This window comes from Paraburkholderia domus (assembly GCF_905220705.1).
GTDB classification, from domain to species: domain Bacteria; phylum Pseudomonadota; class Gammaproteobacteria; order Burkholderiales; family Burkholderiaceae; genus Paraburkholderia; species Paraburkholderia domus.
The window spans coordinates 77,606-102,351 of the sequence record NZ_CAJNAT010000006.1 but is presented as its reverse complement, the minus strand read 5'-3'; the positions used below and the strand labels follow the sequence as shown (position 1 = coordinate 102,351).

At 62.1% G+C, this 24,746-nt stretch carries 23 protein-coding genes; 10 read left to right on the top strand and 13 right to left on the bottom strand.

Translation table 11 applies throughout. From position 1 onward, the window contains the following. Positions 1-96 precede the first annotated feature (96 nt). Entirely contained in the window at positions 97-639 is a 543-nt protein-coding gene (locus KHO31_RS13815) for a MarR family winged helix-turn-helix transcriptional regulator (protein WP_201071634.1), read from the bottom strand. A gap of 252 nt (positions 640-891) precedes the next feature. Between KHO31_RS13815 and KHO31_RS13810 the strand changes: the two genes are divergently transcribed. Continuing rightward, on the top strand, positions 892-1,251 hold the full coding sequence (locus tag KHO31_RS13810) for a hypothetical protein (protein WP_201071631.1): 360 nt from the start codon (positions 892-894) through the stop codon (positions 1,249-1,251). Between the two features lie 246 nt (positions 1,252-1,497). Further along, the gene (locus KHO31_RS13805; protein WP_201138671.1) at positions 1,498-3,066 is read left to right on the top strand and encodes an efflux transporter outer membrane subunit; all 1,569 of its coding nucleotides are present in this window, start codon (positions 1,498-1,500) and stop codon (positions 3,064-3,066) included. A 92-nt stretch (positions 3,067-3,158) separates the two neighbouring features. Here the strand turns inward: KHO31_RS13805 and KHO31_RS13800 are convergent, their stop codons facing one another. The 8 genes from KHO31_RS13800 to gspG form a co-directional block, all read right to left on the bottom strand. Continuing rightward, a complete protein-coding gene (locus KHO31_RS13800) occupies positions 3,159-3,938 on the bottom strand; it encodes a type II secretion system protein N (protein ID WP_201071625.1) in 780 nt (259 codons plus the stop codon). 22 nt (positions 3,939-3,960) lie between these two features. Then, positions 3,961-4,464: a type II secretion system protein M gene (locus tag KHO31_RS13795; protein WP_201071623.1), complete on the bottom strand. Its 504-nt coding sequence runs from the start codon at positions 4,462-4,464 to the stop codon at positions 3,961-3,963. After that, complete coding sequence (gene gspL, locus KHO31_RS13790) at positions 4,461-5,882, bottom strand: type II secretion system protein GspL (RefSeq protein ID WP_201071621.1); 1,422 nt, start codon at positions 5,880-5,882, stop codon at positions 4,461-4,463. The genes KHO31_RS13795 and gspL overlap by 4 nt, the downstream gene beginning before the upstream one ends. A 28-nt stretch (positions 5,883-5,910) precedes the next feature. Continuing rightward, on the bottom strand, positions 5,911-6,954 hold the full coding sequence (gene gspK, locus KHO31_RS13785) for a type II secretion system minor pseudopilin GspK (RefSeq protein WP_407945936.1): 1,044 nt from the start codon (positions 6,952-6,954) through the stop codon (positions 5,911-5,913). A gap of 706 nt (positions 6,955-7,660) precedes the next feature. Beyond that, positions 7,661-8,338 (bottom strand): PulJ/GspJ family protein, encoded by a 678-nt coding sequence (locus KHO31_RS13780; protein ID WP_211623560.1) that lies wholly within the window; start codon positions 8,336-8,338, stop codon positions 7,661-7,663. Further along, the gene (gene gspI, locus KHO31_RS13775; protein WP_407945935.1) at positions 8,316-8,732 is read right to left on the bottom strand and encodes a type II secretion system minor pseudopilin GspI; all 417 of its coding nucleotides are present in this window, start codon (positions 8,730-8,732) and stop codon (positions 8,316-8,318) included. Before gspI ends, KHO31_RS13780 begins: the two co-directional genes overlap by 23 nt. A 1-nt stretch (position 8,733) precedes the next feature. After that, entirely contained in the window at positions 8,734-9,312 is a 579-nt protein-coding gene (locus KHO31_RS13770; RefSeq protein ID WP_201138674.1) for a GspH/FimT family pseudopilin, read from the bottom strand. A 135-nt stretch (positions 9,313-9,447) separates the two neighbouring features. Next, complete coding sequence (gene gspG, locus KHO31_RS13765) at positions 9,448-9,912, bottom strand: type II secretion system major pseudopilin GspG (RefSeq protein WP_201071610.1); 465 nt, start codon at positions 9,910-9,912, stop codon at positions 9,448-9,450. Between the two features lie 237 nt (positions 9,913-10,149). Between gspG and KHO31_RS13760 the strand changes: the two genes are divergently transcribed. Continuing rightward, complete coding sequence (locus KHO31_RS13760) at positions 10,150-10,563, top strand: type II secretion system protein N (protein WP_201071607.1); 414 nt, start codon at positions 10,150-10,152, stop codon at positions 10,561-10,563. 107 nt (positions 10,564-10,670) lie between these two features. Here KHO31_RS13760 and gspF read toward each other — a convergent pair whose 3' ends face one another. From gspF to gspD, 3 genes are read right to left on the bottom strand one after another with little or no spacing between them, the layout of a single operon-like run. Continuing rightward, positions 10,671-11,888, bottom strand: a complete 1,218-nt coding sequence (gene gspF, locus KHO31_RS13755) for a type II secretion system inner membrane protein GspF (protein ID WP_201071605.1) — start codon at positions 11,886-11,888, stop codon at positions 10,671-10,673. 4 nt (positions 11,889-11,892) lie between these two features. Beyond that, positions 11,893-13,443 carry a type II secretion system ATPase GspE gene (gene gspE, locus KHO31_RS13750; protein WP_321207296.1) on the bottom strand — a complete coding sequence of 517 codons (1,551 nt, stop codon included), beginning with the start codon at positions 13,441-13,443 and terminating at the stop codon, positions 11,893-11,895. Further along, positions 13,440-15,815: a type II secretion system secretin GspD gene (gene gspD / locus KHO31_RS13745; protein ID WP_211623558.1), complete on the bottom strand. Its 2,376-nt coding sequence runs from the start codon at positions 15,813-15,815 to the stop codon at positions 13,440-13,442. The genes gspE and gspD overlap by 4 nt, the downstream gene beginning before the upstream one ends. On the opposite strand from gspD, the gene KHO31_RS13740 reads away from it, so the two are divergent. The 3 genes from KHO31_RS13740 (at position 15,809) to KHO31_RS13730 (ending at position 18,261) form a co-directional block, all read left to right on the top strand. Beyond that, a complete protein-coding gene (locus KHO31_RS13740; protein ID WP_201071590.1) occupies positions 15,809-15,985 on the top strand; it encodes a hypothetical protein in 177 nt (58 codons plus the stop codon). The two genes, gspD and KHO31_RS13740, sit on opposite strands and share 7 nt — an antisense overlap. Positions 15,986-16,331: 346 nt before the next feature. Further along, a complete protein-coding gene (locus KHO31_RS13735) occupies positions 16,332-16,778 on the top strand; it encodes a lytic transglycosylase domain-containing protein (protein WP_201071588.1) in 447 nt (148 codons plus the stop codon). A gap of 172 nt (positions 16,779-16,950) precedes the next feature. Beyond that, positions 16,951-18,261, top strand: coding sequence for a GTP-binding protein (locus KHO31_RS13730; protein WP_211623556.1), 1,311 nt, complete (start codon positions 16,951-16,953; stop codon positions 18,259-18,261). A gap of 118 nt (positions 18,262-18,379) precedes the next feature. Here KHO31_RS13730 and KHO31_RS13725 read toward each other — a convergent pair whose 3' ends face one another. Beyond that, positions 18,380-18,658, bottom strand: coding sequence for an HU family DNA-binding protein (locus tag KHO31_RS13725; protein ID WP_006050811.1), 279 nt, complete (start codon positions 18,656-18,658; stop codon positions 18,380-18,382). A gap of 414 nt (positions 18,659-19,072) precedes the next feature. Here KHO31_RS13725 and mnmC point away from each other — a divergent pair, with 414 nt between their 5' ends. The 4 genes from mnmC (at position 19,073) to KHO31_RS13705 (ending at position 24,332) form a co-directional block, all read left to right on the top strand. Further along, the gene (mnmC, locus tag KHO31_RS13720; protein WP_211623554.1) at positions 19,073-21,040 is read left to right on the top strand and encodes a bifunctional tRNA (5-methylaminomethyl-2-thiouridine)(34)-methyltransferase MnmD/FAD-dependent 5-carboxymethylaminomethyl-2-thiouridine(34) oxidoreductase MnmC; all 1,968 of its coding nucleotides are present in this window, start codon (positions 19,073-19,075) and stop codon (positions 21,038-21,040) included. A gap of 407 nt (positions 21,041-21,447) precedes the next feature. Continuing rightward, positions 21,448-21,801, top strand: coding sequence for a hypothetical protein (locus tag KHO31_RS13715; protein ID WP_201122022.1), 354 nt, complete (start codon positions 21,448-21,450; stop codon positions 21,799-21,801). A gap of 81 nt (positions 21,802-21,882) precedes the next feature. Beyond that, the gene (locus KHO31_RS13710) at positions 21,883-23,088 is read left to right on the top strand and encodes a cation:proton antiporter (RefSeq protein ID WP_201071579.1); all 1,206 of its coding nucleotides are present in this window, start codon (positions 21,883-21,885) and stop codon (positions 23,086-23,088) included. 128 nt (positions 23,089-23,216) lie between these two features. After that, entirely contained in the window at positions 23,217-24,332 is a 1,116-nt protein-coding gene (locus tag KHO31_RS13705; protein WP_201071577.1) for a YbdK family carboxylate-amine ligase, read from the top strand. Positions 24,333-24,746 lie beyond the last annotated feature (414 nt).

Genomic DNA, 24,746 nt, shown 5'->3' with positions numbered 1-24,746 from the left:
TTTATCGCACCCTCCAAATGGCGCTCTTACATGCCGGATCACCCTCTGCCCAGACAGACATTTTCAAACAACGGCGCTTCTAAAAACGCCTCCTGGTTACTGCTCGCCGTGATCTGGCGGCGGCACTTCGGGTGAGTCTTCCAGCGATTCCTGCGGGGGCCCGAGGCCGCAACACGCGCTTGCTCCCTCGCCGATGCCGTTTGCAATGAAACGGCCGAGCAGGTCGAGCAAGGCGGCGTGGTCCGCGGCAGAAAATCCGCGCAATTGCTCATTCAGCACGACGGCGCCCAGACTGGGCAATTGCTGCGCGGCTTCGTGGCCCTGCGGCGTCAGTTGCAGCTTGACCATCCGACGGTCGGCGTCGCTGCGCGTGCGCACTATAAAGCCTTTCTTTTCAAGGCGATCGAGCAGGCGCGTCATCGATCCGCTGTCGTATGACATGACGCGCGACAACTCGAACGGCGTGCTCGCACGTTGTGCCGACAACACCAGAATCACGCCAATCTGCTGGGCGGTCAGTCCTAACGGTTTGACCGCACGGTCCATCCGCTCGACAAGCACGTTTCGCGCTTTCGTCAGGTAATAGCCAAGACTCGATTCGAGGTGAATCTCGTCCGCGTTGTAAGGGCCTTCAGTCATCGTGTATCCGGGAACATCGTCAAGCAGAATGGATTCTAGCTGCCTAGGCAGACAAGTCAAACTCCATTTCGCGTAGCGCGAACAGCGCAAAAACAACACCGCGACTGCGCGCGTGCCAAAGTATCTTGAAATTTAATTGCATAGTCAATATTATTGTAGGCAACGAGTTACGCGCGACCCGCGCCACCCGAGACCATGTTCTGACCGATTGTCTGCACGTCGCAATGGCGCCGTGCGAAAAGGATTTTCCCGATGCTGTACCTCAAAAACACCCTTGGCGGCCTGAGCCGCTCCCTGACCGATTCCGCGCTGAACAGCTTTCAAGGGCCGCATCGCTGGTGGAAACTCGCGTTGTTCGCCGTGCTGTTCGTGCTGCCCGGTGGATCGGTGGGGGTCGCGGTGTTTGCATGGGTGGAACATCGGCGAGGGCAGAAGGGGGTTAAGGCCGCCCCCGTGAAATTGGCGGGGTCCGCTATGGCAGTGGCCAGTGCCGCTACAGTCACTGACGCAAACCCAGGGAGCGCTTGCCAGGCGCGCTCAGGTGCGCCGTGCCGGGCTGCGGCTGGCAAGCTGGCCTGTCGGCAGACTACGTCCTCGGATTCGCGGGTTTAATTCCCTCGCACAGCACCGGCGTTCGTTGCCTGCGCGGCGTTTTGCGTCGCCACAGGCAATGAAGCCGGTAACAGCGCGTAACCATTCCGCCGCCCTAAGTAACACACCTCCGCCTCCCCCCGCATTACCCTTTCAGTTTCCCGCGTCCAAGCGGTCCATACGCTAACATTCCGGCAGAGCCATGATCTCGCCCGGCCAGGAGTGCCGCCATTGGCCGCACTGCGGCGTCCAGAAGGAATCCATTGCATGCAGTTTGAACGAATCGCGCGCGCGCGGGCGCTCGCGCCGCGCGCCCTGACTATCGCCGTGGCGGCGGCCCTCGCCACCTTGCTGGCCAGTTGCGCGGTCGGCCCTGACTACAAACGGCCCGCAGCCGAGATTCCCGCTTCCTACAAGGAAGCCGCGCCTGGCTGGAAAGTCGCCCAGCCGGCCGATCAGCAAGACCGCGGCGACTGGTGGACCATCTACCAGGACCCGCAACTCAACGCGCTCGAAGACAAGCTGAACGCGTCGAACCAGACCATCGCCCAATTTGCCGCCGCCTACCGGCAGGCTCGCGCGCTGGTCGGCGAGGCGCGCGCGGCGTATTTCCCGACCGTCGGTGCATCGGCGGGCGTTACGCGTTCCGGCTATGGCGCGTCGTCCAGTAGCAACTCGACTACCACCTCGAGCCGCTCCGGCATCAGCAACAGCTACAACGTGCAACTCGACGCAAGTTGGGAGCCGGACCTGTGGGGTTCGGTCACACGCTCGGTGAATTCGCAGAAAGCCGGCCAGCAGGGCGCCGCTGCCGATCTGGCGAACGCGCGGCTCTCCGCCCAGGCCACGCTCGCGCAAACCTATTTCTCACTGCGCTCGCTCGACTCCACGCAGAAGCTGCTGGACGACACCGTCGCGGCCTATCAGCGCTCGCTGCAGCTCACGCAGAACCAGTACGCGGCAGGCGTCGCCGCGCGCTCCGACGTGATTCAGGCGCAAACGCAGTTGCAATCGGCACAAGCCGCCGCGATCGACAATGGCGTGCAGCGCGCTCAGGACGAACATGCGATCGCCGTCCTCGTCGGCGAACCGGCCTCGACCTTCTCGATTCCCCCAATGCCGTTGGCCGCCACGCCGCCTGCCGTGCCCGCGCAGATGCCGTCGGCGCTGCTCGAGCGGCGTCCGGATATCGCGTCAGCCGAGCGCAAGGCGGCAGCGGCGAACGAACAGATCGGCGTCGCGATCGCGGCGTTCTTCCCGTCGCTCACGCTGTCGGCCACCGGCGGGTTCCAGAATTCGGTGTTCTCGCAGCTGCTGACCTTGCCGTCGCGGTTCTGGACACTCGGCCCGCAACTCGCCGGCACGATCTTCGACGCCGGCTTGCGCGAGGCCAAGACCGAAGCCGCTCGCGCTGCCTACGATCAGGACGTCGCCACCTACCGTCAAACGATTCTGGCTGCGTTCCAGGACGTCGAGGACAATCTTGCCTCGCAGCGCATCCTCGAACAGGAGATCGTCGTGCAGCGGCAAGCAGTGGATTCAGCGCGTCAGGCGCTTGCCATCGTCACGAACGAGTACAAGGCGGGCACTGTCGGCTACGTCAACGTGCTGACCGCGCAAACCACGGCTTTCCTGGCTGAGCAAAAGCTGGAGAGCCTCGCAGGGCAGCGGATGGTGTCGTCGGTGGGTCTGGTGAAGGCACTCGGCGGCGGCTGGGATGCGTCGCAAATGAACCGCGAAACGGGCGACATGGCGGCGCCCGCGCCGCTGCCGGCAGCGTCGGCGACGCCTGTGGCGCAAAGCGGGGCCACGCCGCAACCGGCGCAGAGCAACTAGGCGCGCGATTCGCCAAAGGAAAGCAAAAGAGGCATGGCCGCGCAATGCGGCCATGCCTCTTTTTTTACAACCCGCGCCTCAATGAACGAACCTTAGTGTGCGAACGTCAGCGCGACCGTATCCGGTCCGCTTGGCCGGCCCAACAGATTCAGGAGTCCCGCGAGGTTGTCGCGCGCTTCCGGGGCGGAGCTGGCCGTCCCATGAAACGATGTCGAGGCTGACGACACGCTGCCGTTGCCGGTCAGCATCAGCGGCCCCTTGAGCGTCGTCAGATCCAGCGTGGACGACGCACCCTGCGCCTGGAACAGCAGCCGATAAGAACCCAGCGGCTTGACCAGCGAGACGCGAGAACTGACGTCGTTCAGGGTCACAGTCAGCTGGCCGAAGGCTTCCTGATTGAAGCTGCGCCAATCCGACCATGCCAGGCGCACGTCACCTTGCAGATCGAGCGTATTGAACGGCGCGCCGAGGCCGCTCAGCAGCGAAGCCGGCACCGCCATCGCGCCCGGCGTGACGGTCGCGCTGCGCAGGGTCGCGTCGACGGTGATCGGGTCGGGCATTGCTTCGCTGTGCCGCATGATCATCCGCACACGGCCGGTGAAGAGCGGCCAGAAAGCGGTGTGCCATTCGATGCGCCCCGGCAGCAGGGTCGCCGCGCTCATGTCGGAACCGGCGGCGAGCATCAGCGTGGCCGAGCCGTGCCACAGCGAGCCGGCCGGGTCGACGAGATTGACGTGACCACGGGTCTGTTTGGCGAACTGCGGCGTGATCCAGGCGGCCGGCAACAACGCGAGCATCACGGCCGCGCTCGCCAGCACGGCGACCACCAGCCAGGGTAGCGCGACGCGTAGGCGCCGCATCCAGTAAGTCATGCGAGATCCTGTAACGGCGCGGTCATTTCGCGGTAGACGGCTGCAACGATGCCGTCAGATCCACCTGGCCGTCTTCCTTGAGCGCAGTCACGTGCGCCTCGGCGACCTGCACCTTGAACTGCTTGCGCGCGTCGTCGACCCAGCTCGTCCACAGGGGGAACGACACGTTCTTCATCTGGATCTGCACGGCGTTACCGATCACCTGCACCTGGGTCGCGGCAAGACCGTGATCGCTGAGCGAGGCGGTGAGCGCGTCCTTTAGCGCAGCGCCGGTCGGCGCGACACCTTGAGCCGCCGCGGAGAGCTGGCGCGCTTCATTCGACTGCGCGGTCATCTGTGCCAACTGACGCTGCAAGGTGGGCAGCGATTCATGCAGACGCGCGCGGCCGTCTTGGGCCGGCGCCCACAGCACCGACCACGCGATCACCACGGCCAGCACCCCGCCGCCCCATGTCAGCAGCGTTTTTTCGCGCTCGGTGCGCTGGTCCCAGAATCCAGCCCAGCTTTGGGCGAGTTCAGCTTTCATTGTCCGTTCCTGATGGTCCACTTGCCGGTGTTGCTGTCGATCGCGCCGGTCAGGCCGTTGCGCGCGAGGCGCTTGGTGAAATCGGCATCGAGTTTCACTTCGGGCTTGAAGGTCACATCGAGCCGCCGATCGTGATAATCAAGCGCGGCGATGCCGTTGACCGGCACCGGCGCCAACGAACGCGCCAGGCCATCGGCGAGCGATAGAAAATCGTCTGGCGACAATTCGCCCGCCGCCACGCGCAACTGCTGCAACTGGCGCGACATCTGATCGGGCGCATCCAGCACGACCGTCGTCTTGGGGAAGGCGTTGAGGAGCTGCTCGGTCATCTGCGTGTTGATCGCGTCGCGTTGGCGCGAGAGCATCAACCATTGCACATTCGCGCCGACAATCGCGATCACCAGCGCGCCGACCGCCAGCATGACCGGCAGGCGCAGACGCCGCAGCGTCGCGCGGTCGAGCCGCCACGGCTGCGAGGCGAACTCGAACTGACACAGGTCGAAGCGGCACGTCAGCGCGCGGCGCGCGAGTTGTTCGAACGGCAACGGGCTCGCCCCGTGCACGTAGGCAGCCAGCTTTGCCGGGCTGGTTGCTGCGAGACTCGGCTCGTTGCCCGGCACCTCGGTCAGCATGTACAGCGAGACCGGCGCGGCGCCGGCGAGCGCGCTGAGCGTCGCGTTCACGGCGCTAGCCGGCACCGCCAGCCCTTCGCCTTGCACGCCGCGCGCGATAGCCAGTTCGACGCGTGGCGCACCGTTGCTCATCGCGCTTTCGATCGCGCCTTCGAGCAGCAATGCGGGCGCGGTCTGGACGACGGCACCGAGCACGGCTGCCACCATCGGCACCGCCGACGCGACGCCCGGCGCGACAATCGGCGCCACGCCTGGCAACGACGTCGCGACGCTCGCCGAGCCCGCTATGACCGGCTCACCCGCGTTGACCATTTCCGCAACTTCGGCGGGTGTATCGAGCGCGACTGCTTGCGGCAGGCAACGCGTGACCGGCACGGCGCGCAAGCTGCGGTGGCCGGCTGCGGCAAAGCCCTCGCAGATAAAGCGGAACCAGCCGCGGTCGATGATCGCGAGCAACTGCCGGCCGCCGGCCACCGGTTGCGGGTCGACGGCGATGTGGCAGGTTTGCGGGTCCTGGATCAACTGATCCTCGACGATATTCGGCAATGCCTGACGCAACCTCGGACCGCGCAATGGCGGCAGCTTGGCGGGCATCATCAGCAGGTCGCGGGCGGCGACCATCAGCACCGTCGACGAAGCGCGCGGCAGCAGCGCAAGCGCCGAGCGGCCTGCGCGTTGGGTGCGGCCCGATTTGTCGAGCAACAGGAACGGCAAGTCCGGCAGTTGCCATTCCTGCGACGGCACCGCCGGGTCACGCGGCGGCAATAGGACGATCAGCGTGCTCAAAGGCCACTCTCTCTGGGAAAGGCGTTATTCATAATTGGTCTTGTATCCGCACGATACGCGTAGTGTGAGTCAATGCGTCGCGATAGACGAGGGTCGTGCGGTCCACTTCCGCGCGTTCGTGCTGCACGCGGCCGTGGATCAGAAAGTAGTTCGAGTTGACGTCCATTTCGCCCGGATCGATCTCGACCGTCTGTACGCCCGCGCCGCGCAAGGCGAGTTGCACATCGCTGACGTTATGGAAAAACACTGTCTGCCGACGCGCGACGAAGGCTTGCGCGGAGGACAGACTCATCCCCGGCACGATCGCCGCGATCACTTCGGCGGAGGCCGTATTCATGTTGACTGCCGATACCGTCGGCAGCACGGTGACGAACGGCCGCAAGCGCGCGACCATTTCCGGCGTATAGCCGGGGATATCGAGCAGCGAATCGACGCTGATCATTTGCAGCGGCGCGACCGCCGCGTTGTCGTCGCCGTCTTCCATACCGGGTTTGTCGGTGAAGCTGCCGCCGGTGGCGCCGCCGCCCGCGGTGACCGGGGCCGTCGTTGTCCCGGCGGTGGACGTGACCTGCTGAAAACGTGTCGCCGATTGAGCGAGACTTGCGCGTACCTGCAGGGCGGTGGCTTTCGCCAGTTGGCTGTTCACACCCAGGGATACGAGCAGACGCTGATAGGCGCCGATCTGCTCCGTGTCCAGCTGCATGACGCCGGGCGCTGGGCTCGAGACCAGGTTGCGGAGGTTGAATTTTGCCTGGGCGTCTTCGATTGAACCTGAGAGATAGGTTTCCTGGCCTTGCTCGGCTCTGACTTCACCTATTTGCCCGAGGAAATCCGACAGGCGCGTTTTGGCGATGGGGACGCCCCATAAGCCACCTAGGTAGGTGATGCCTGCCGAGGTGTCGCCCTCCGAGCGGAGGATCAGGCGCGTCCAGTCCAGTGCGCCTCGTGAGACCCATAGCGCCTGGGATAGGAGGCGCTGGTTTTCTATCCTTCGGATTTGGACTTGCTGGCGCCAGAGCATGCCCGATACTAAGATCGCTGATAGCGCGACTACTAGTAGGGCGCTGATGATTGCTACGCCTTGTTGTTTTGCCTGCGGCTGCCTTTTTGCCTGTGTGCCTGCGGGGCTGGCCTTTCCTTGTACTGGCCGCGGCAGCTTTCCTGCCTGTGCGCTTACGGCGTTGGCCTTTCCTTGTTTTCTTATCGGTCTATTGGCGTTCCCCCTGTGCGGGGGGGCACCTACTTTTCTTTGCCTGCTGCAAAGAAAAGTAGGCAAAAGAAAGCAGCTCAAACCGCTAGCTCTTAAGCGGGTCCCCTGGCTTGGAGGGGGTAGTGGTACATCTGGAATCTGTGCCCCCGTACCCTCAACCCGGAGTGACAAGGCAGTCATACTTCCCGCCTCGCGCTGCGCGCTCACCGGAACGGATGACTGCCTTGTCACGAAAGCTGAATGTGCGAGGGCACGGATTCCAGATGCACCACTGCCGTTAGCTGCGCGGGGGACCCGCTTAGCATTAGCGGTTTGAGCCGCTTTCTTTTGCCTACTTTTCTTTGCGGCGGCAAAGAAAAGTAGGTGCCCGCCCCGCACAGGGGCGACGCCAATAGACCGATAACAAAACAAGGAAAGGCCAACCCCATAAGCGCACAGAAAAAAACGCCGAACAGGCAAAGAACAGAACGAAAGCCACCGCCGCAGGCGCACAGACACAGCGCGTCGCGAAGACAATAAAAACACCGAAGACCCAGAGCGTCGCGGAGACAACAAAAAAACCTTCATCTCATTCTCCGACGAGAAAAACCCGCGTAACAGGCTGCGCCAACGACTTAGCCCCAACACTCACTTCCAGCCCAGTCACCGACCGCGGCAGCGGCGCATTCCCCAACTGGGGCACCTTCAAATTATTGTCGTTCTCCGTAATAGCACTCTGCACATCCTTCATCTGGGTGGTCCAGCCAACCTTGGGCACATAAAGGCGAGCAGAAATAGCACCGACGCCCCCCATCAGCGGTACCGCCGTCCAGCCCTCTCCCTCGCCACCGCGCAGCGCGCGCCGCAGCTCGCCCACATTCCCCAACGGCGGCGATGCGTACCGGACCACGCGCCCCTCAGACACGCGATACCTCACCACCTGCAAACGCGGTGCCGTGCCCGGCAGCACCATCTCGCGCACGATCTGCAACACGCTGCCTGACACCGACACGGCCGCCTGTCCTGACTCATCATCCGACGCGGCCTGCCGCGCATCGATTCGCATCTGGTCGAACAACTGCGCAAAAACGCGCTCGTCTTCCATCGCGTTCGTAATCGTCTGCCGGCCACGAATGATCTGGTCCAAGCCGCGCCACGACAACACGGCAATCACCGCCATGATCGCAATCGCAACCAGCAACTCGATCAGCGTGAAACCACGCGCGCCCGATCGGCCGCGGCGCTTAGAGGGAACGGTTGTTTTCATTCGCGACCACCGTCACCATCTGGGCAAGATTGCCGGAACGCCCCGGCATCGTCACCATCACTTCCACTCGACGAAACACCGGATTCGGCGTCGCCGTCACATGCTCGGTGCAAATCAGCTGCAAATTGCCCTGCGAACAGTCAAAACTCGTCGAGCCGACGTTTGGCCAGCCATGCGTCAAATGCAATTGCGCCAACGTATTGTCCGCACTCCATCCCGCCAATAGCCGTTGATGCAGATCGGCTTCGCCGCTCGCCAGACTCCCGACCGCGCGCAACGATGCCGCCAACGCAATCGCGATGATCGCCAGCGCCACCAGCACTTCGATCATCGTAAACCCGCGCTGCGAATCACACTGCGATACGCGCGCTCCCATGTCCCTGCAACGACGCATCTCAGTGCACCTCATAGCGGCCGTTGCCGGTGCCGACGATCGTCGCGCGCCCCGCCGCCGAAAACAGCGTGATCTGCACGGGCACGTCGATCGCTTCGGTGCCGAACACGACACGGCTCGGGTGCGAATCCGACCCTGGGTAGCTGATCGTTACGCCGGTCACACCACCTTCCCAGTTGCGCGGCCCGAGCAGGTCGTCACGCAGCGGACGCCAGCCGTCTTCGGTACGTTGATCGAAGCGGAAACCGCCATCGAGCGGCTGCCACGCGATCGGCCGTGCGCGCACCTGGGCTTCGTCGCCGGCCGACTCGAACAGCAGCGCGAGACGCTGCGCTTCTTCGTTCAGATCGGTGCGCGGGTTGCGCGTCATCGTCAGCGCGGTCAGCGATACCAGAATGCCCGCGATGACCAGCACCACCATCATTTCCAGCAGCGTGAAACCTGCCGCACGCTTCGGGCCGCCTGCGCTGAAACGGCGTGCGCCACGCGGGCCGTGCACGCGCGCGCCGACGCACGCCGTGCCCGGCAGTGATGCCGTACACGAAGTGTCCACAGAGGACTTGCAAGCGGACAGTCGCATAGTGCCGGCCACGAACGATCAACTAAAGATCAGAAAAACAATGCGTCGATAAAACGCGCGGTGGATCGCCAAAGAGCAGGGCGATCCGGCGCGCCTGACAATCAACTGCGCTCAATAAACCATTGAACTACCGGACTACTGCCACGAACCTATGTCGGCGTCGTTGCCTTCGCCGCCCGGTTTGCCGTCCGCGCCGTAACTGAATACGTCGATTTCGCCATGCACGCCCGGGTTCAGATACTGATAGGTATTGCCCCACGGATCGTTCGGCAGACGTTCGAGGTAGCCGCCGTCCTTCCAGTTATTCGGCACGGGGTCTGTGCTCGGCTTTTCGATCAGCGCGCGCAGGCCTTGCTCCTGAGTCGGATAACGGCCGTTGTCGAGACGGTAGAGTTTCAGCGCCTGCATCACGGTGCCAATGTCCTGCTTGGCGGCCACGCGCCGCGCTTCGTCCGGACGACTCATGATTTTCGGCACGATCAACGCCGCCAGAATGCCCAGAATCGCGATCACGACCATGATTTCAATCAGCGTGAAACCGCGTTGACGACGGCTGCGCGGACCCGCGATTTCGGTACGGCGAGTGGTCGACAGTTGCATAAGTTGCTACCTCTTTTCAGGTGAAATTTCGATCGGGCGGGATGTGCGCGGCAGGCAATCACGGTGCCATTGAACGCGCCCGGCCGGTCATTTTAATGTCATGCAGTTGAAGGGTTGCGAGAAAACGCCGGGCCACCCCAAGTTTCTCGCCTCCCCTCGGGGGAACCTGGTGCGAAGCGCCAAGTTAGGGGCACTTTCCCACAACGCAATTTTCACAATAGTCCGTACAATATGCGCATGAACGCCATCCAAATCCGCCTTCTGTCGCTCGCGCTGTTCGCCGTATTCTGCGCGACGCTGACCTACTGGGTCATCACGATCTCCACGACGTCGGGCGCGCCGTTGCCCGCTGCCGCCGCGCACGCGCAGGTCTCGACCGAACAGGCCGCCACGCTGTTCGGCGGGCAGCTCACCCGCAGCGCCAACCAGGACGTGCATCTGTTCGGCATCCTTGCTTTGCGGGAAGGGGCCGCAGCCATCGTCAGCGTCGGCGGCGAACCGCCGCATGCGGTATCGCTCGGCAGCGCGCTCATGCAAGGCGCCAAGCTCTCCGAAGTCCGCGCCCGCTCGATCATCATCGACCGCAATGGCGCGCATTCCGAAGTGTTCCTGCCAGCCAATCCGGCAGGTCCCACGATCTACGTACGCTGACCCAGGCGTTCTCCCTCGCGTCAGCTGATTGCGTAACGGCCGCGGCGGCTCCCACAGCGGCTCCCACATTAACCGCCGCAGCCGCGCAATCGAAAAACCTCTCCGCTTTACTGCACCAGGTTGTTCAACTCGATGATCGGCAGCATCACCGCCAGCACGATCACCAGCACCACCCCTCCCATCGCCAGAATCAGCAACGGCTCGAGCAGGCTCGTCAGGAACATCGTGCGACGCTCCAGCTCGCGTGCTTCGCCGTCAGCTGCGCGGTCGAGCATGGTCGTCACGTCGCCGGTCGCTTCACCCGAACGGATCAGGTGAACCAGCACCGGCGGAAATGTCTTCGTATTGCCGAGCGCGCGCGACAAGGACGTGCCTTCGCGCACACGCACGATCGCATCGTCGATGTTCTCGCGCATCGCGTTGTTGCTGAGCGTCTCGGCGGCGGCTTGCAGCGCGCGCAGAATCGGCACGCCTGCTGCCGTCAGAATGCCTAGCGTGCTGGCAAAGCGGACCGTGTTGTAGCCACGCACGAGTTTGCCAAGCAGCGGGGCGGTCAACAGCCAGCGGTCGAAGGCGAGGCGCGGGCCGGGCTGCTTCAGGATCGAGCGCACCAGATACACCAGCACGGCCACGCCGAGCAGCATCGCCCACCACCAGTGCCGCACGAAACCGGACAGCGCCATCATCATGATGGTGAGAATCGGCAGCTGCTGTTTGGTGCTGGCGAACACGTTCACCACTTGCGGCACCACGTAGCTCAATAGAAACGTGACGATGCCGAAGGCGATGAGCGTCACGATCGCCGGGTAGGTGAACGCGAGCACGATCTTCTGCTTGAGCGCGTTGCGTTGCTCGATGTAATCAGCCAGACGCGAGAGCACGAGACCGAGCTTGCCGGTATGTTCACCGGCAGCCACCAGCGCGCGATAGATCTCGGGGAAGTCTTTAGGATGTTGCGTCAACGCATTCGCGAGCGAATGGCCGCCAAGCACTTCGGCGCGAATCGACGCCATCAGCTCGCGAATGTAGTCGCGCTCCGATTGCTCGGTCAGCACCGAAAGCGCTTCGTCGAGCGGCAAGCCGGCGATTAGCAGGCTGGCCAGTTGCCGCGTGAGAATCGCCTGCTCGCGCTGCGACAAACGCCGTCCCATCGACAGGCGTTGATTGCGCTCGCCGCGTGTGCGCGTCGCAGCCGGTTCGACGACGAGTGGCGTCAGTCCTTGCGAACGCAGATTGGTCCGCGCGCCGCGCGCGCTGTCCGCGTCGAGCACGCCTTTTTGCGCTTTGCCCGCCGCGTCGATCGCTTCGAAACGAAATGCCGGCATGCGCTTATGCTCCGCCCGTTACACGGATCACTTCTTCGAGCGACGTCAGCCCGGATGCGAGCCAGCGGTCCGCGTCTTCGCGCAGCGTACGCATGCCTTGCGCACGGCCCGAAGCAAGAATTTCCGCATCGGATGCATTGCGGTGAACCAGCGCGCGGATTTCGTCGTCGATCAAAAGCAGTTCGTATACGCCGCGCCGGCCCGCATAGCCGGACTGGCCGCACCTGTCGCAGCCGACCGGATGCCAGCGCACGCTGCCATCCTCTTCGACGCGCTCTTCGCGGCACACCGGGCACAGCCGCCGCACCAGCCGCTGCGCCAGCACACCGAGCAGCGACGACGCCAGCAGATACGGCTCAACACCCATGTCGGTCAAACGCGTGACGGCGGACGCCGCGTCGTTCGTGTGCAACGTCGCCAACACAAGGTGACCGGTGAGCGATGCCTGCACCGCGATCTGCGCGGTTTCCAGATCACGGATTTCACCGATCATGATGACGTCCGGGTCCTGCCGCAGAATCGAACGCAGCGCCCGCGCGAAGGTCATGCCGATCCGCTCGTTGACCTGTGTCTGGCCGATGCCGGAGAGGTCGTATTCGATCGGATCTTCGACCGTCATAATGTTGGTCGTCGCGGTTTCGAGCCGCGACATCGACGCATACAGCGTGGTCGTCTTACCCGAGCCGGTCGGGCCTGTTACCAGCACGATGCCGTGCGGTTTGCCGATCAGCTTGTCGAATTTGACGAGCGTGTCGGGCGCCATGCCGAGCGCTTCGAGATTCAGGCGCGATGCGTCCTTTTCCAGCAGACGCAGCACCGCGCGCTCGCCGTGACCGGTGGGCAGCGTCGAGACACGCACGTCGACCGGACGTCCGCCGACACGCAGCGTGATACGGCCGTCTTGCGGCAGGCGCTTCTCGGCAATGTCGAGCTGCGCCATGATCTTGATCCGCGAGATCAGCGCGCCGTGCAACGCCTTCTTCGGCCGCACCACATCGCGCAGCGTGCCGTCGACACGGAAGCGCACCACAGAAGACGTCTCGAACGGCTCAATGTGAATATCCGAGGCCTGTTCACGCGCCGCTTGCGTAAGCAGCGCGTTGATCATGCGGATGATCGGCGCGTCGTCTTCCGATTCGAGCAGATCCTCGACCTCGGGGATGTCCTGCATCAATCGCGACAGATCGACTTCGCCTTCCACCTCGCCGACCACTTGCGCCGCGCTGCCGTCCTGACGCGCATACGCCTGGTTGATCGCCTGCGCGAGTTCGTCGGCGGGCAAACGGACAACGGACAACGCGCCGAAGTTACGCGCGACCTCGGCCAGCGCAGCATCGCTGGTGCGTTCGCTGATCCAGACTTCGAGACCGTCGGCGTGCTGATGTGCGACCAGAATCTGGCCGCTGCGGGCGAAGCCGTAGGGCACGAGCCTCGCGGCGACCGCCGACGGCGCGCTGCGCTCGGCATGTTCCGTCACGACTGCAGGCGGAATCGCCGAGGCTTGCGCCGCTGCCGACGATCCTGAAACTGACGGCGGCGTGGACGGCGTGCTCACGGCTGCACTCCAGGTGATGCGGTGGATGGCCCCACCGGTACCGGGTTTGTCTGCACAGCGGGATTTGTCTGCACAGCGCCGCCGTTCGTGACCGGGTTCGACTGTCCAGCAGGGTTCGTCTGCACAGCGCCACCGTTCGTGACCGGAACAGGAGAGCCACTCTGCGGCGGCGCCATCTGCTGACGGCGCATCTGGTCGAGATTGAACAGATTCATCGCCGGCGAACCACCCTGGCTCGGGCCGAGCGGCATCGGCGGAACCACCGGATCGTCCTTGTCCTTGATCAGATTGTTGTCCGACTTGTACGCGCCCGTCACGCCCTGCACGTAGTCGTAACGGTTCGACGTCACGGCCTGTGCGGTATCGCGATCGGTGATGATCACGGGGCGCAGGAACACCATCAGGTTGGTCTTCTGGCGGGTCTTTTGTTCCGAGCGAAACAACTGGCCGAGCCACGGAATATCGCCCAGCAGCGGCACCTTGCTGTTGCTGACCTGGTAGTTGTCCTGCATCAGGCCGCCCAGCACGATGATCTCGCCGTTGTCGGCAAGCACCGTCGACTGGATCGAACGCTTGGTGAACTCCGGGCCGGCCGGGTTGGTCGTCGCGTTGGTCGTGCCGTTCACGATCGCCGAGTCTTCCGTGTAGAGCTGCAGCTTGAGAATCCCACCGTCGGTGATCTGCGGTTTGATGTGCAGCGTCAGACCCACGTCGACGCGGTCGTAGGTATTGAACGCCGAGGTCGCAGTGGCGCTCGTGAGGTTCGAATACGAGCCGGTCTGGATCGGCACGTTCGTACCGACAACGATCTTGGCTTCCTCGTTGTCGAGCGTGATGAGGTTAGGTGTTGACAGCACGTTCGCGTCGGCGGTCTGCGACAACGCCTGCAACAGCGCGCCGAGTCCCTGCACACCGAAAATGTTGTGCACCCAGCCGACGTTGAGCCCCTGCTGGAGACCCGTGAGCGCTCCCGCCAGACCCACAGGGTTCGTCGCCGTCACCGCCGCCGCCGCGGTCAGATTGATGATGCTGTTGCTGGAGCCGGTCGAGAGGTTGGTGCCGGCAAAGACCGAACCGTTTGCCACCTGCCACTGAATGCCGAGATTCGCGTTCGTAGTGGAGTTCAACTCGACGATCAGCGCCTCGATATAGACCTGTGCGCGCCGCGCATCGAGCTGGTCGATCACCGCCCGCAGGTTGCGGTACACCGGCTCGGCCGCCGTGATGATCAGTGAGTTGGTGGCAGCGTCCGCCTGGATCATGCCGCCTGGCTGATTGTCGTCGCTCTTGCTCTTGTCGCTGCCGATCTGGTCGCCGGAACCGCTGTTCGAGCCGTATCCTCCCCCGCTGCCGCCCATCGGCGACGCCGTCGAGCTGCTTCCGAGTCCACCCGACGGCAGCGGCGGCGTACCCGACGCGCCCGTCGAATTGCTACCCAACCCACCACCTCCACCGCCGTTCTGGTTGAACGAATTCGCTTCGCTCGAGCCGCCCGACGAGCCTGTGTCACTGCCTTTGCCGAGCATCCCGCGCAGGGTCTTCGCGAGCTTCGTCGCGTCCGCGTTGCGCAGCGCCACGACGTGCATGTTGCCGGGTATGGTGGTCGGTGCGTCGAGCTCCTTCGCCAACTGCTTTGCCGCCGCCAGACGCGCGACGTTCGACGCACGAATCAGCAACGAGTTGGTACGCGGATCCGCGGTGACCGACACCTTCAGCGTCGCGTCGGTACTGCCGATCGACCCCGGGTCAAGCATCTTGGTCAGTTGCTGGGCGATATCAATCGCATTCGCGTTCTTCAGCGGCACCACCGACACCGACTGGCCCGCGGCCGTATCGACACCCGCGATGATCTGCGCGATACGCCGCACGTTGTCGGCGTAATCGGTCACGACAATCGTGTTGTTGGCCGGGTAGGCCGCCACGGTATTGTTCGGCGAGATCAGCGGACGCAAGACCGGCAGCAGATTATTGGCCGATTCATTCTTCAGCACAAAAACCTGGGTGACCACCTGATCGCCACGCGCAACCGGCGTATTGCCGACGTAGGTCGGCACGCCTTGCAGCTTGGCATCGGCCTCGGGCACGACTTTCAGCACGCCGTGATCCTGCACCAGCGCGAAACCCTGCATCCGCAAAGCGGACTGCAAGGTCTTGAGTGCCTGATCTTCAGGCACCGCATTTTCCGACACGAGGTTCAGTTGACCCTTCACACGCGGGTCGACGATGATCGTTTTGCCGGTTGCGGCGCCGATCGCCTTGGCCACCTGGTCGATATCGGCGTTCACGAAGTTGAGTGTCACCTGAGCCTGTGCTGTCTGCGCGGTGATCAATCCAGCCACCAGCAGCGCCGTTGCGACGCGACGCAATGCCATACGATTTCTTCTCATGGAATGTGGGATCGATGCCGACGGCCGTAGCCGCCGACGGTCATGCAGTGCGAACATTTGAGCAGGCCGCCGCCCTGTCGGTCTGCCAGCCGGCCTCACAGGCGATCAACGCCGCGGATGCCGACCATCCAATGTCCGAAAAAAATGAACAGTAACAGTTTTTCATGTCGGATTTGTCACAAAACAAACGGCCCGGTGCGATTACTCTAAAGACCGTCACAAACTGTCAAGTAATTGAAAGCAAATAAGCTTCTGTGCGCGGAACCACAGAAGCGCTTCGTTTTCCGCGTGACTATGTCGGTTAGCCAACTTGACGCATGTAGGTCTGCCGGTATGATACGAGCCGTTCGAGGTGCCGGAAGCGACTTACGAACACGGGTTTTCCCCGATGCCCGACAAAGGCCCAGCCAGTGAGCCTCACCGGCTTCCAGGGACTGAACTATGGCCGATGCATTGGCTTACCAAACCTTACCCTTGCGATTTGTTTAGTCGTCTTGACCGATGAAACGAACCTTCGTCACCGCCGCCGCAGGACTTGCCGTGCTGATCGCAGCAGGGTCCGCGCGCGCCGATTGCTTTGACGAAGCGGCGAAGTATCAGAAGGTCAACCCCTTGATTCTGCGCGCAATTGCGTGGCAAGAGTCACACAATCGTCCAGACGCGTTGCATAAGAACGCCAACGGCTCGACCGACTACGGCGTCATGCAGATCAACTCGGTCCATCTGCCGGTACTCGCGCAATACGGCATCTCGCAAGGCACGCTGATGGAGCCCTGCAAGAACGTCTATATCGCGGCGTGGCATCTGCGCCGCCAGATGAACAAGTACGGCAATACCTGGCAAGCGGTCGGCGCATATCACTCCGAGACACCGGCGCTGCGTGATAAGTACGCGATGCAGATCGCCGCGATCCTGCGCAAGTGGAATCTGATGCCGGCTGCGCACTAAGCTCACGCACCGACTCCCGCGCTTCCCGATCCGGCCCGTCGCCCGGCCATCACCCGTTTTGATGCACAATGCGGCTTCGTGCTGCCGTCGGCATTCGGCCATCTTCTGGTCCCGGGGTCATGCGACCCCAAGCCCGGCGCGCTTTCCAATCCTCTTGTCTTTCCGTACTGCGATGAACCAGCCGCTACTGCCCGTCACCGTGCTCTCCGGTTTTCTGGGCGCCGGCAAGACCACGCTCCTGAACCATATCCTCGCGAATCGTGCCGGTTTGCGCGTCGCCGTGATCGTCAACGATCTGGCCGCGATCAATATCGACGCAACCCTCGTGCGCGATGCCGCGGCGCTCTCGCATGTCGAAGAGCAGCTCGTCGAATTGTCGAACGGTTGCATCTGCTGCACGTTGCGCGACGACTTGTTGATCGAGATCAAGCGGCTTGCGGGCGAAAAGCGCTTCGACGCGATCCTGATCGAGTCGACCGGGGTGGCCGAACCGATGCCGATTGCCGAAACGTTCACCTTCGTCGACGACGACGGCGCGTCGCTGTCCGACGTCGCCCGGCTCGATACGATGGTGACGGTGGTCGATGCGTTCAACTTCCTGCGCGACTATGGTTCGGCCGACGCGCTCTCCGAACGGGGCATCGCCGCCACCGAGGAGGACGATCGGACGCTGGTCGAATTGCTGATCGAGCAGATCGAATTCTGCGACGTACTGGTGGTGAACAAGGCCGATCTGGTGAGCACCGATGAACTCACGCGTTTGCAGCGCATCCTCGCCCGCATCAATCCGCGTGCAGTGCAAGTGTTGAGCCGTTTTGGCGAGGTGCCGCTTGCCGAAGTGCTGAATACCGGGCGTTTCGATTTCGACGAGGCGTCGAGCGCACCGGGCTGGCTCGCGTCGCTTAATCACCAACATGAACACGGTCATGCCCATCACGGCGAAGCGGACGAATTCGGCATCGGCAATTTCATTTACCGTGCGCGGCGGCCGTTTCACCCTGAGCGCCTGTGGGCACTGCTGCATCAGGAGTGGAAGGGCGTCTTGCGCAGCAAGGGTTTCTTCTGGCTGGCAACGCGTAACGACATCGCCGGTTCGCTGTCACAGGCGGGCGGCGCTTGCCGGCACGGTCCGGCGGGCATGTGGTGGGCCGCTCAGGATCGCAGTGAATGGCCGGACGGCGATGATGAGCTGGCCGCCGAAATCGCCGCCGACTGGTACGGCGATCCGGACGACCTGAGCATCGGCGATCGTCGCCAGGAACTGGTGATGATCGGCGTCGGCATCGACCCGGTTGTCTGGCAAGCGAAGTTCGACGCGTGCCTCGTGACCGATGAGGAATATGCGGCGGGCCCGCAAGCGTGGCAACAATTCGCCGATCCGTTCCCGGCATGGGACTTCGACGAAGACGACCATGACCACGATCATCATGGTCACGACCACGACGACCATGGCCACGGTGAAATCGTGCATCGCCACGACTGAGCGGCCTTTCCGCCTGGCGCTGATGGTTTGGCTGCGACGCTCGTCGCGGCCAGAACAAAAATCGCAGGCGAAAAAAAACCCGCCGTTGGCGGGTGTCAACTGCCAGGCAGTAATCTGCTTAGCGCTTGTTGACTGCGTCCTTGAACGCCTTACCAGCCGTGAACTTGACGGTCTTGGCGGCCGGGATCTTGATAGTTTCGCCGGTCTTGGGGTTACGACCCGTACGTGCTGCGCGCTTGCCCGAACCGAAGCTGCCGAAGCCGATCAACTGGACCGCGTCACCCTTCGACACAGACTTCTTGATCACTTCAAGCAACGTGTCCAGCGTCTCACCGGTTTGAGCCTTGCTGGCGCCGGTCTGTCCTGCGACGGCGTCGATCAGTTCCTGTTTGTTCATTAAGGTTCCTTTCTGAGTTTAGGTTGACACGAACAGCGCGAACGCGCCGATTATACGTGCGCGGGCCGCGCCGTCGAGCAGCTGCGGCGCCGGATCCCCTCCGGACATAGCGCCGGGCAGTTGACTGCCCGTCGGCCGTGCTGCCGCTCCCTTCGCGGCGCTTGCTATGATAGCGCAGCGCAAACCCAATCAGGATAAGGGTTTCGAAGAATTAAGCGGTTCCGGGGGCAGATATAGAGGGAAACCCTTCTTTTTCCTCTTCGCGAGCCTCAATTGAAGGCTGAAACCCAGTAGGGACGGGGCTTAGCGTTGGTTTTTGCCAACGTTGCCGCGCGTCTTTTTCGCCGCCCGGCGAGCTGCGCGCGCTGGCGGTAACGTCTGATTCGCTCTTTCGAGCGTTATTTATCGCCGCGCATGACCGATCCGCTAATCCCCGCCGTCCTCGCGTTTCGCGACAACGGCACACTTTTTTCGCCGCTCTACGACGACATCTATCACAGTGCCGTCGGCGGTCTCGAGCAGGCTGAATACGTGTTCCTCCGCGGCAATGCGCTGCCGGAGCGATGGCAACGCCGCCGCGTCTTCACTGTGCTCGAAACCGGCTTCGGCATGGGCATCAACTTCCTGACAACCTGGGCCGCCTGGCGCGCCGATCCGGCGCGCTGCGAGCGGTTGCACTTCGTCTCGACCGAGAAGCATCCGTTTACTCAAGCCGATTTACGCAGCGTCAATGCGGCAACGATTTCAGATCCGGAAATTGCCGCGCTGGCAGAAACGCTGGCCGCTGAATGGCCGATACTCGTCCCCGGCACGCACCGGCTCGAATTCGAGGGCGGACGGGTCACGCTGACGCTCGTGTTTGCCGATGCCGTGGACAGCTTGCCGGCGTTGAGGTTGCGCGCCGATGCGTTCTATCTCGACGGCTTCGCGCCCGCCAGAAATCCGGAAATGTGGACGCCTGCGATCTTCAAAGCGCTCGCTCGGCTGGCCGGTGAGGGTGCCACATTCTCGACCTATAGCAGCGCCGGCGACATCAAACGCGCGTTGACGCAAAACGGCTTTGTGTACCAAAAAATTGACGGTTTCGGCTGGAAACGCGCGATGCTGGTTGGCCATTTCGCGCCACGCTGGCGCGTGCGCCGCTATGAGCCGCCCGCGCCGCTTGAGGTCGAAGAACGGCATGCGATCGTGATCGGCACCGGGCTCGCGGGCTGCGCGACAATCGAACGGCTGGCCTCGCGCGGTTGGCGCGTTACGTCGTTGGAGCGCCACGCATCGGTGGCGCAGGACGCCTCAGGTAATCCGGCCGGCGTGTTTCATCCCATGATCTCGCGCGACGACAGCGTTGCTTCGCGCGTCACGCGTGCGGGCTTTCTCTACACGCTGAGACACTGGGCTGCGCTCGAGCGGCTTGGCCACCATCCATTGCGCGGCGCGCCAGGGCTGTTGCAGATCGCCTCGGACGACGAAGAAGCACGCTCGATAAGCGAGGCAATCGCGGCGTTCGGTTACCCCTCGGAATATGTGACGCCCGTCTCGCTGAGCGAAGCACAAAGGCTCGCCGGTATGCCACTCACGCGTACCGGCTGGTTTTTTCCGCATGGGGGCTGGATCGATCCGGCATCGCTTTGCGCCGCGCAGTGTGCAGCGGCGGGCGGGCTGCTCGAACGCCGCTTCGGCGTCGATGTGGCGCGCCTCGAGCGCTCCGGCAATCAATGGACCGTCTTCGACGCAGCAGGGCAGGCCATCGCGCGCGCGCCGGTGGTCATTGTCGCGAGCGCACACGACGCCGCACGCCTCGCCGGTTTGCAGCACGCGCCAACCCGCAGCATCCGCGGCCAGCTGACTTTGCTGCCGCCGGGCACTGTGCCGCCGCTCGGGATGCCGGTGATGGGCGTTGGTTACGCCGTCCCACTTCCCAACGGCGTCACGCTGACCGGCGCCACCTACGAACTCGACGACCCCGACACCTCGCTGCGGCCGGATGGCCATCTGGAAAACCTCGAGCGTGTCGCGCAGATGCTGCCGGCTTTTGACGGCATCGTCGATTCGGCGCAGGCGGCGGCGCTCGCCGGGCGCGTAGCGTTTCGCTGCGTCACGAGCGACCGGATGCCGATGATCGGCAACTTCGCAGACGAAGCCGCATCGACGCGCGACGCCCAACGCCTACGTGGCGCATGGCCGCTCGATTTGCCACGCGTCGACGGCTTGTATGGCGCATTCGCTTTCGGTTCGCGTGGCCTGGTATGGGCAGCGCTGGGAGCCGAGTTGATCGCCTCGCAGATTGAAGGCGAACCATGGCCGCTCGAACGGGATTTGGCCGAAGACATCGATCCTGCTCGCTTCCTCTTACGCGCGTTGCGTCAAGGCACAGCGAGTTAACCTCGCGCGCTGAACATCGGCGGCCAAAAAAGTTATCCACTGAAACTTGTGGATAACCGCACCGTTTACCGACGCAACTCATGTGGAACCGTTGTGGACGTAAACGGGGTAACTTTGGTGCCGCCGAAAATCCCGAAAAGTTACCCTTGTATACCCGCCGCTGCCGCACACGCTGTGCATCCTGTTATGCGAGCGGCAACCTCATGAATTGATTCGGTAAACTGGGGTTATCCACAGAAAACGAGGCACCTTGTTAACTGTTACTACGTATACATACAGTAAACCTGTAAACAGAAAGGCCATCGCGAGATCGAGCGTGATCGTCGAATCAGAAGCGTCAAAAATCGCTGAAAAACACCTCCGTCTGTGCCCCAAAAAACACATCTGCCACGTCGACTGTGTACCCTATGGGAGCCAGACCCGTTTTTAAAACGGTCGCTTTTTCCTCATCGCACGAAGATAACGTACGTTTTTACCGTTTTGCCTGCATGTTCCTGTGTTTTCGGTCAAGCCTGAAAAAGCTATGGCACAATCGCCGTTCTTTTCGCGTCGTGCTTCGCCTCTGGCGGCACATGCTGCAATGGAACGGTGCCGCTCAATCAGAATCTGATTCAAAGTCGACGGCGTTCTTTCACCGTGCCGTGCCGGTTGCTGCGGCCGCACCCCAGAATGCGCCGCGCTCCCTGCGGCTGCTGCGCATTCAGATCTTCCGATCATTGAAAACTCGCAACGCTGATCACGCGAAGCGATCGCGACAGTGAGCGCCTCATGCGCCCATCCGCTCGCCGGTGTTTGCACCGGTTCGTGTCGTCTGCCGTTGCTGCCAAGGAGAACCCATCACAATGAAGTCGGCGTTTTCATTTTTTCCAGCCTGGCCCCTCACTCCTGACGCCATTTTTTGGGCTGGTCTTGCATTGCTCGCCGCGGGTCTGTGCGGCGAACTCTGCTATCGCGCATGGCGTTTGCCGCGCATTTCCGGCTATGCAGTCATCGGTCTGGTAGCAGGCGCAGCGGGTTTCGGCGTGATCGACGCGGATTCCGCAAGCGCCGCGCGGCCGTTGCTTGATGTCGCACTGGGTTTGTTGTTATTCGAACTTGGCAGCCGGCTCGATCTGCGCTGGATTCGCCGCAATCCCTGGCTGATCCTGTCGAGCATCGCCGAAGCCACGCTGACATTCGCGCTGGTTTTGCCGGTTTTGTTGTTCCTGAAGGTGCCGCTGATCGTGGCAACGGTGCTCGCCGCGATTGCCATGGCGACTTCGCCGGCGATGGTGATCCAGCTCAAAACCGAGTTGCGTGCGGAAGGCCAGGTGACCCAACGTTTGTTGACCCTTACCGCGCTGAACAGCATGTATGCGGTGGTGATCGAAAAGCTTGTCTCCAGCTGGTTGCATCAGGAGGTTTATGGCAACGTATACGCCACGATTCTGCAGCCGCTCTATCTGCTGGTCGGCTCGCTCGTGCTGGCCTATCTGTTGGCACGCACCTGCACGTTTTTTTATCGACGCCTGAACATGCAGGACGAGCATTCGTTCGTCGCGCTGTTCGGCCTCGTGCTGCTGGCCATTGCGGTGGCGCATGTGTTCAAGCTTTCCACCATTCTTGCATTGCTGGCCGCAGGCATCATCGTGAAGAATCTTGAAGCGCGTCCGCAGTTGTGGCCGGAACATTTCGGCACGGCCGGCTGGTTGTTGACCGTGATTCTGTTCGTGTTGACGCTAACTTCATTCGAATGGAAAGACATCGCGCTCGGCGGTGTCGCGGCGCTGGGTCTGATTGTTGCGCGTCTGGTTGCGAAACTGGTGGGCGTGATGGCATTCGCCAAGCCGAGCGGCTTGAACTGGAAGCAGGGCATGGCGCTCGGTCTGTCGTTATCGCCCATGTCGGCGCTCGCGTACCTGCTCGTCGACGATACGTACAACCTTTATCCGAATTTCGATCCGCAATTGCGGGCCATCGTGATGTGTTCGATCTTCGTGCTGCAGATTCTCGGCCCGTGGCTCGTGTACCGCAGCCTTGCACTGGTGGCCGAACGGCGCGAAGAGTAAGCGCGCACCGCCACTCGATTCTTCAGGCGCGTGATTTGCGCGCTTTATCCAGCTTATTCGCTTAAAAAACGGCCGGTGTGTGACACACGCATGTGACACACACCGGCCGACCTGACTTAGGGGACGCCATGTCACTCGAACCCTTCATCGATTCGAAACCGTTCACATTCGGTGTCGAACTCGAAATGCAGATCGTCAATACGCACGACTATGATCTGACCAAAGCCGGCTCGGATCTGATGCGCCTCATCAAGGACGAAAAAATTCCCGGCAACATCACGCCGGAAATAACCGAAAGCATGATCGAGTTGTCGACTGGTATTTGCACGACGCACGAACAGGCCGTCACCGATTTGCGTAAGATCCGCGACACGCTGGTTTCCGCGGCCGATCACCTGAACGTCGGCTTGTGCGGCGGCGGCACACATGCGTTCCAGCAATGGAGCGAACGGCAGATCGTCGATACACCGCGCTTTCAGTATCTTTCGGAGTTGTACGGTTACCTTGCCAAGCAATTTACGGTGTTCGGCCAGCACGTGCACATCGGCTGTCCGAATCCGAATAGCGCGCTGTATCTGCTGCATTCCATGTCGCGCTTCATTCCGCATTTCATCGCATTGTCGGCTTCATCCCCGTTCGTGCAAGGTGTGGACACCGGTTTTCATTCGGCACGCCTGAATTCCGTGTTCGCGTTTCCGCTGTCCGGCCGAGCGCCGTTCGTGCTGACGTGGGACAGCTTCGAAGAGTATTTCTCGAAGATGGTTCACACCGGCGTGGTCAACAGCATGAAGGATTTTTACTGGGACATCCGGCCGAAGCCGGGTTTCGGGACGATCGAAGTGCGCGTGATGGATACGCCGTTTTCAGTGGATCGCGCCGCGGCGATTGCCTGCTACATCCAGACGCTTGCACGGCATTTGCTGCTCGACAAGCCGATCACGCCGAAGGAAGACGATTACCTTGTCTACACGTTCAACCGTTTTGAAGCATGTCGCTTCGGTCTGGCCGGCAACTGCATCAATCCGCAAACGAGCGAACGCAAGACGATTTCCGAAGACATCCTCGAAACGCTGGATCTGATTGCGCCGCACGCCGAAGCATTGGGTTCGGGCAAAGCGCTTGCCGAAATCGGTGCGATCGCGCGTGGGCAGGTGAATGACGCGACGTGGCTACGCGGCGTCTTCGACCAGGAAAAATCCTTGCACGAAGCTGTAAGGCAGCAGTGTCTGCAGTGGCGAGCCTAGCCAGATACAGGATTGCTTACGTTAAACCGTAAGGAAGACCCGCTTCGTGCGGGTTTTTTTTCGTAAATAAATTTCCAGCTCGCGGGGCTTTAGGTTTTTCTAAAGTTTACGTATACAAACGTAGTAGTAGTTAACAAGCATTGCATCTGCCTGTGGACAACTGAATAATTCCCTGAAAAGTCAACGCGCTATGTAAACTATAACTGGGCTGATCCGAGGCGCATCGGTGCCGGTAAACGAGGACAACTTTTGTAAGGGCAGAGGTGGCACGTGGCTTATCAAGAATCGGCACACACGCCATCCCCTGTGTTTTCCCATGGTTATCCACAGCTTGTGTTGGATAACTTAGCTGTACGATTGGCCGGTCTCGCATAGAATGTCGTTTTCGCTGCCTTTGGCTTGCAAGGCGGTAAA

Excerpts from the sequence above, each read along its gene's own strand:
- KHO31_RS13725 (WP_006050811.1), bottom strand. The coding sequence starts at position 18,658 with ATGAACAAACAGGAACTGATCGACGCCGTCGCAGGACAGACCGGCGCC.
- KHO31_RS13715 (WP_201122022.1), top strand. The coding sequence starts at position 21,448 with ATGGGAGCCAGACCCGTTTTTAAAACGGTCGCTTTTTCCTCATCGCAC.
- KHO31_RS13710 (WP_201071579.1), top strand. The coding sequence starts at position 21,883 with ATGAAGTCGGCGTTTTCATTTTTTCCAGCCTGGCCCCTCACTCCTGAC.
- gspG (WP_201071610.1), bottom strand. The coding sequence starts at position 9,912 with ATGCAACTGTCGACCACTCGCCGTACCGAAATCGCGGGTCCGCGCAGC.
- KHO31_RS13730 (WP_211623556.1), top strand. The coding sequence starts at position 16,951 with ATGAACCAGCCGCTACTGCCCGTCACCGTGCTCTCCGGTTTTCTGGGC.
- KHO31_RS13760 (WP_201071607.1), top strand. The coding sequence starts at position 10,150 with ATGAACGCCATCCAAATCCGCCTTCTGTCGCTCGCGCTGTTCGCCGTA.
- gspF (WP_201071605.1), bottom strand. The coding sequence starts at position 11,888 with ATGCCGGCATTTCGTTTCGAAGCGATCGACGCGGCGGGCAAAGCGCAA.
- KHO31_RS13800 (WP_201071625.1), bottom strand. The coding sequence starts at position 3,938 with ATGACTTACTGGATGCGGCGCCTACGCGTCGCGCTACCCTGGCTGGTG.
- KHO31_RS13735 (WP_201071588.1), top strand. The coding sequence starts at position 16,332 with ATGAAACGAACCTTCGTCACCGCCGCCGCAGGACTTGCCGTGCTGATC.
- KHO31_RS13810 (WP_201071631.1), top strand. The coding sequence starts at position 892 with ATGCTGTACCTCAAAAACACCCTTGGCGGCCTGAGCCGCTCCCTGACC.
- KHO31_RS13805 (WP_201138671.1), top strand. The coding sequence starts at position 1,498 with ATGCAGTTTGAACGAATCGCGCGCGCGCGGGCGCTCGCGCCGCGCGCC.
- KHO31_RS13740 (WP_201071590.1), top strand. The coding sequence starts at position 15,809 with ATGCCATACGATTTCTTCTCATGGAATGTGGGATCGATGCCGACGGCC.
- KHO31_RS13780 (WP_211623560.1), bottom strand. The coding sequence starts at position 8,338 with ATGAAAACAACCGTTCCCTCTAAGCGCCGCGGCCGATCGGGCGCGCGT.
- KHO31_RS13795 (WP_201071623.1), bottom strand. The coding sequence starts at position 4,464 with ATGAAAGCTGAACTCGCCCAAAGCTGGGCTGGATTCTGGGACCAGCGC.
- KHO31_RS13705 (WP_201071577.1), top strand. The coding sequence starts at position 23,217 with ATGTCACTCGAACCCTTCATCGATTCGAAACCGTTCACATTCGGTGTC.
- mnmC (WP_211623554.1), top strand. The coding sequence starts at position 19,073 with ATGACCGATCCGCTAATCCCCGCCGTCCTCGCGTTTCGCGACAACGGC.
- KHO31_RS13815 (WP_201071634.1), bottom strand. The coding sequence starts at position 639 with ATGACTGAAGGCCCTTACAACGCGGACGAGATTCACCTCGAATCGAGT.
- gspI (WP_407945935.1), bottom strand. The coding sequence starts at position 8,732 with ATGCGTCGTTGCAGGGACATGGGAGCGCGCGTATCGCAGTGTGATTCG.
- KHO31_RS13770 (WP_201138674.1), bottom strand. The coding sequence starts at position 9,312 with ATGCGACTGTCCGCTTGCAAGTCCTCTGTGGACACTTCGTGTACGGCA.
- gspD (WP_211623558.1), bottom strand. The coding sequence starts at position 15,815 with ATGGCATTGCGTCGCGTCGCAACGGCGCTGCTGGTGGCTGGATTGATC.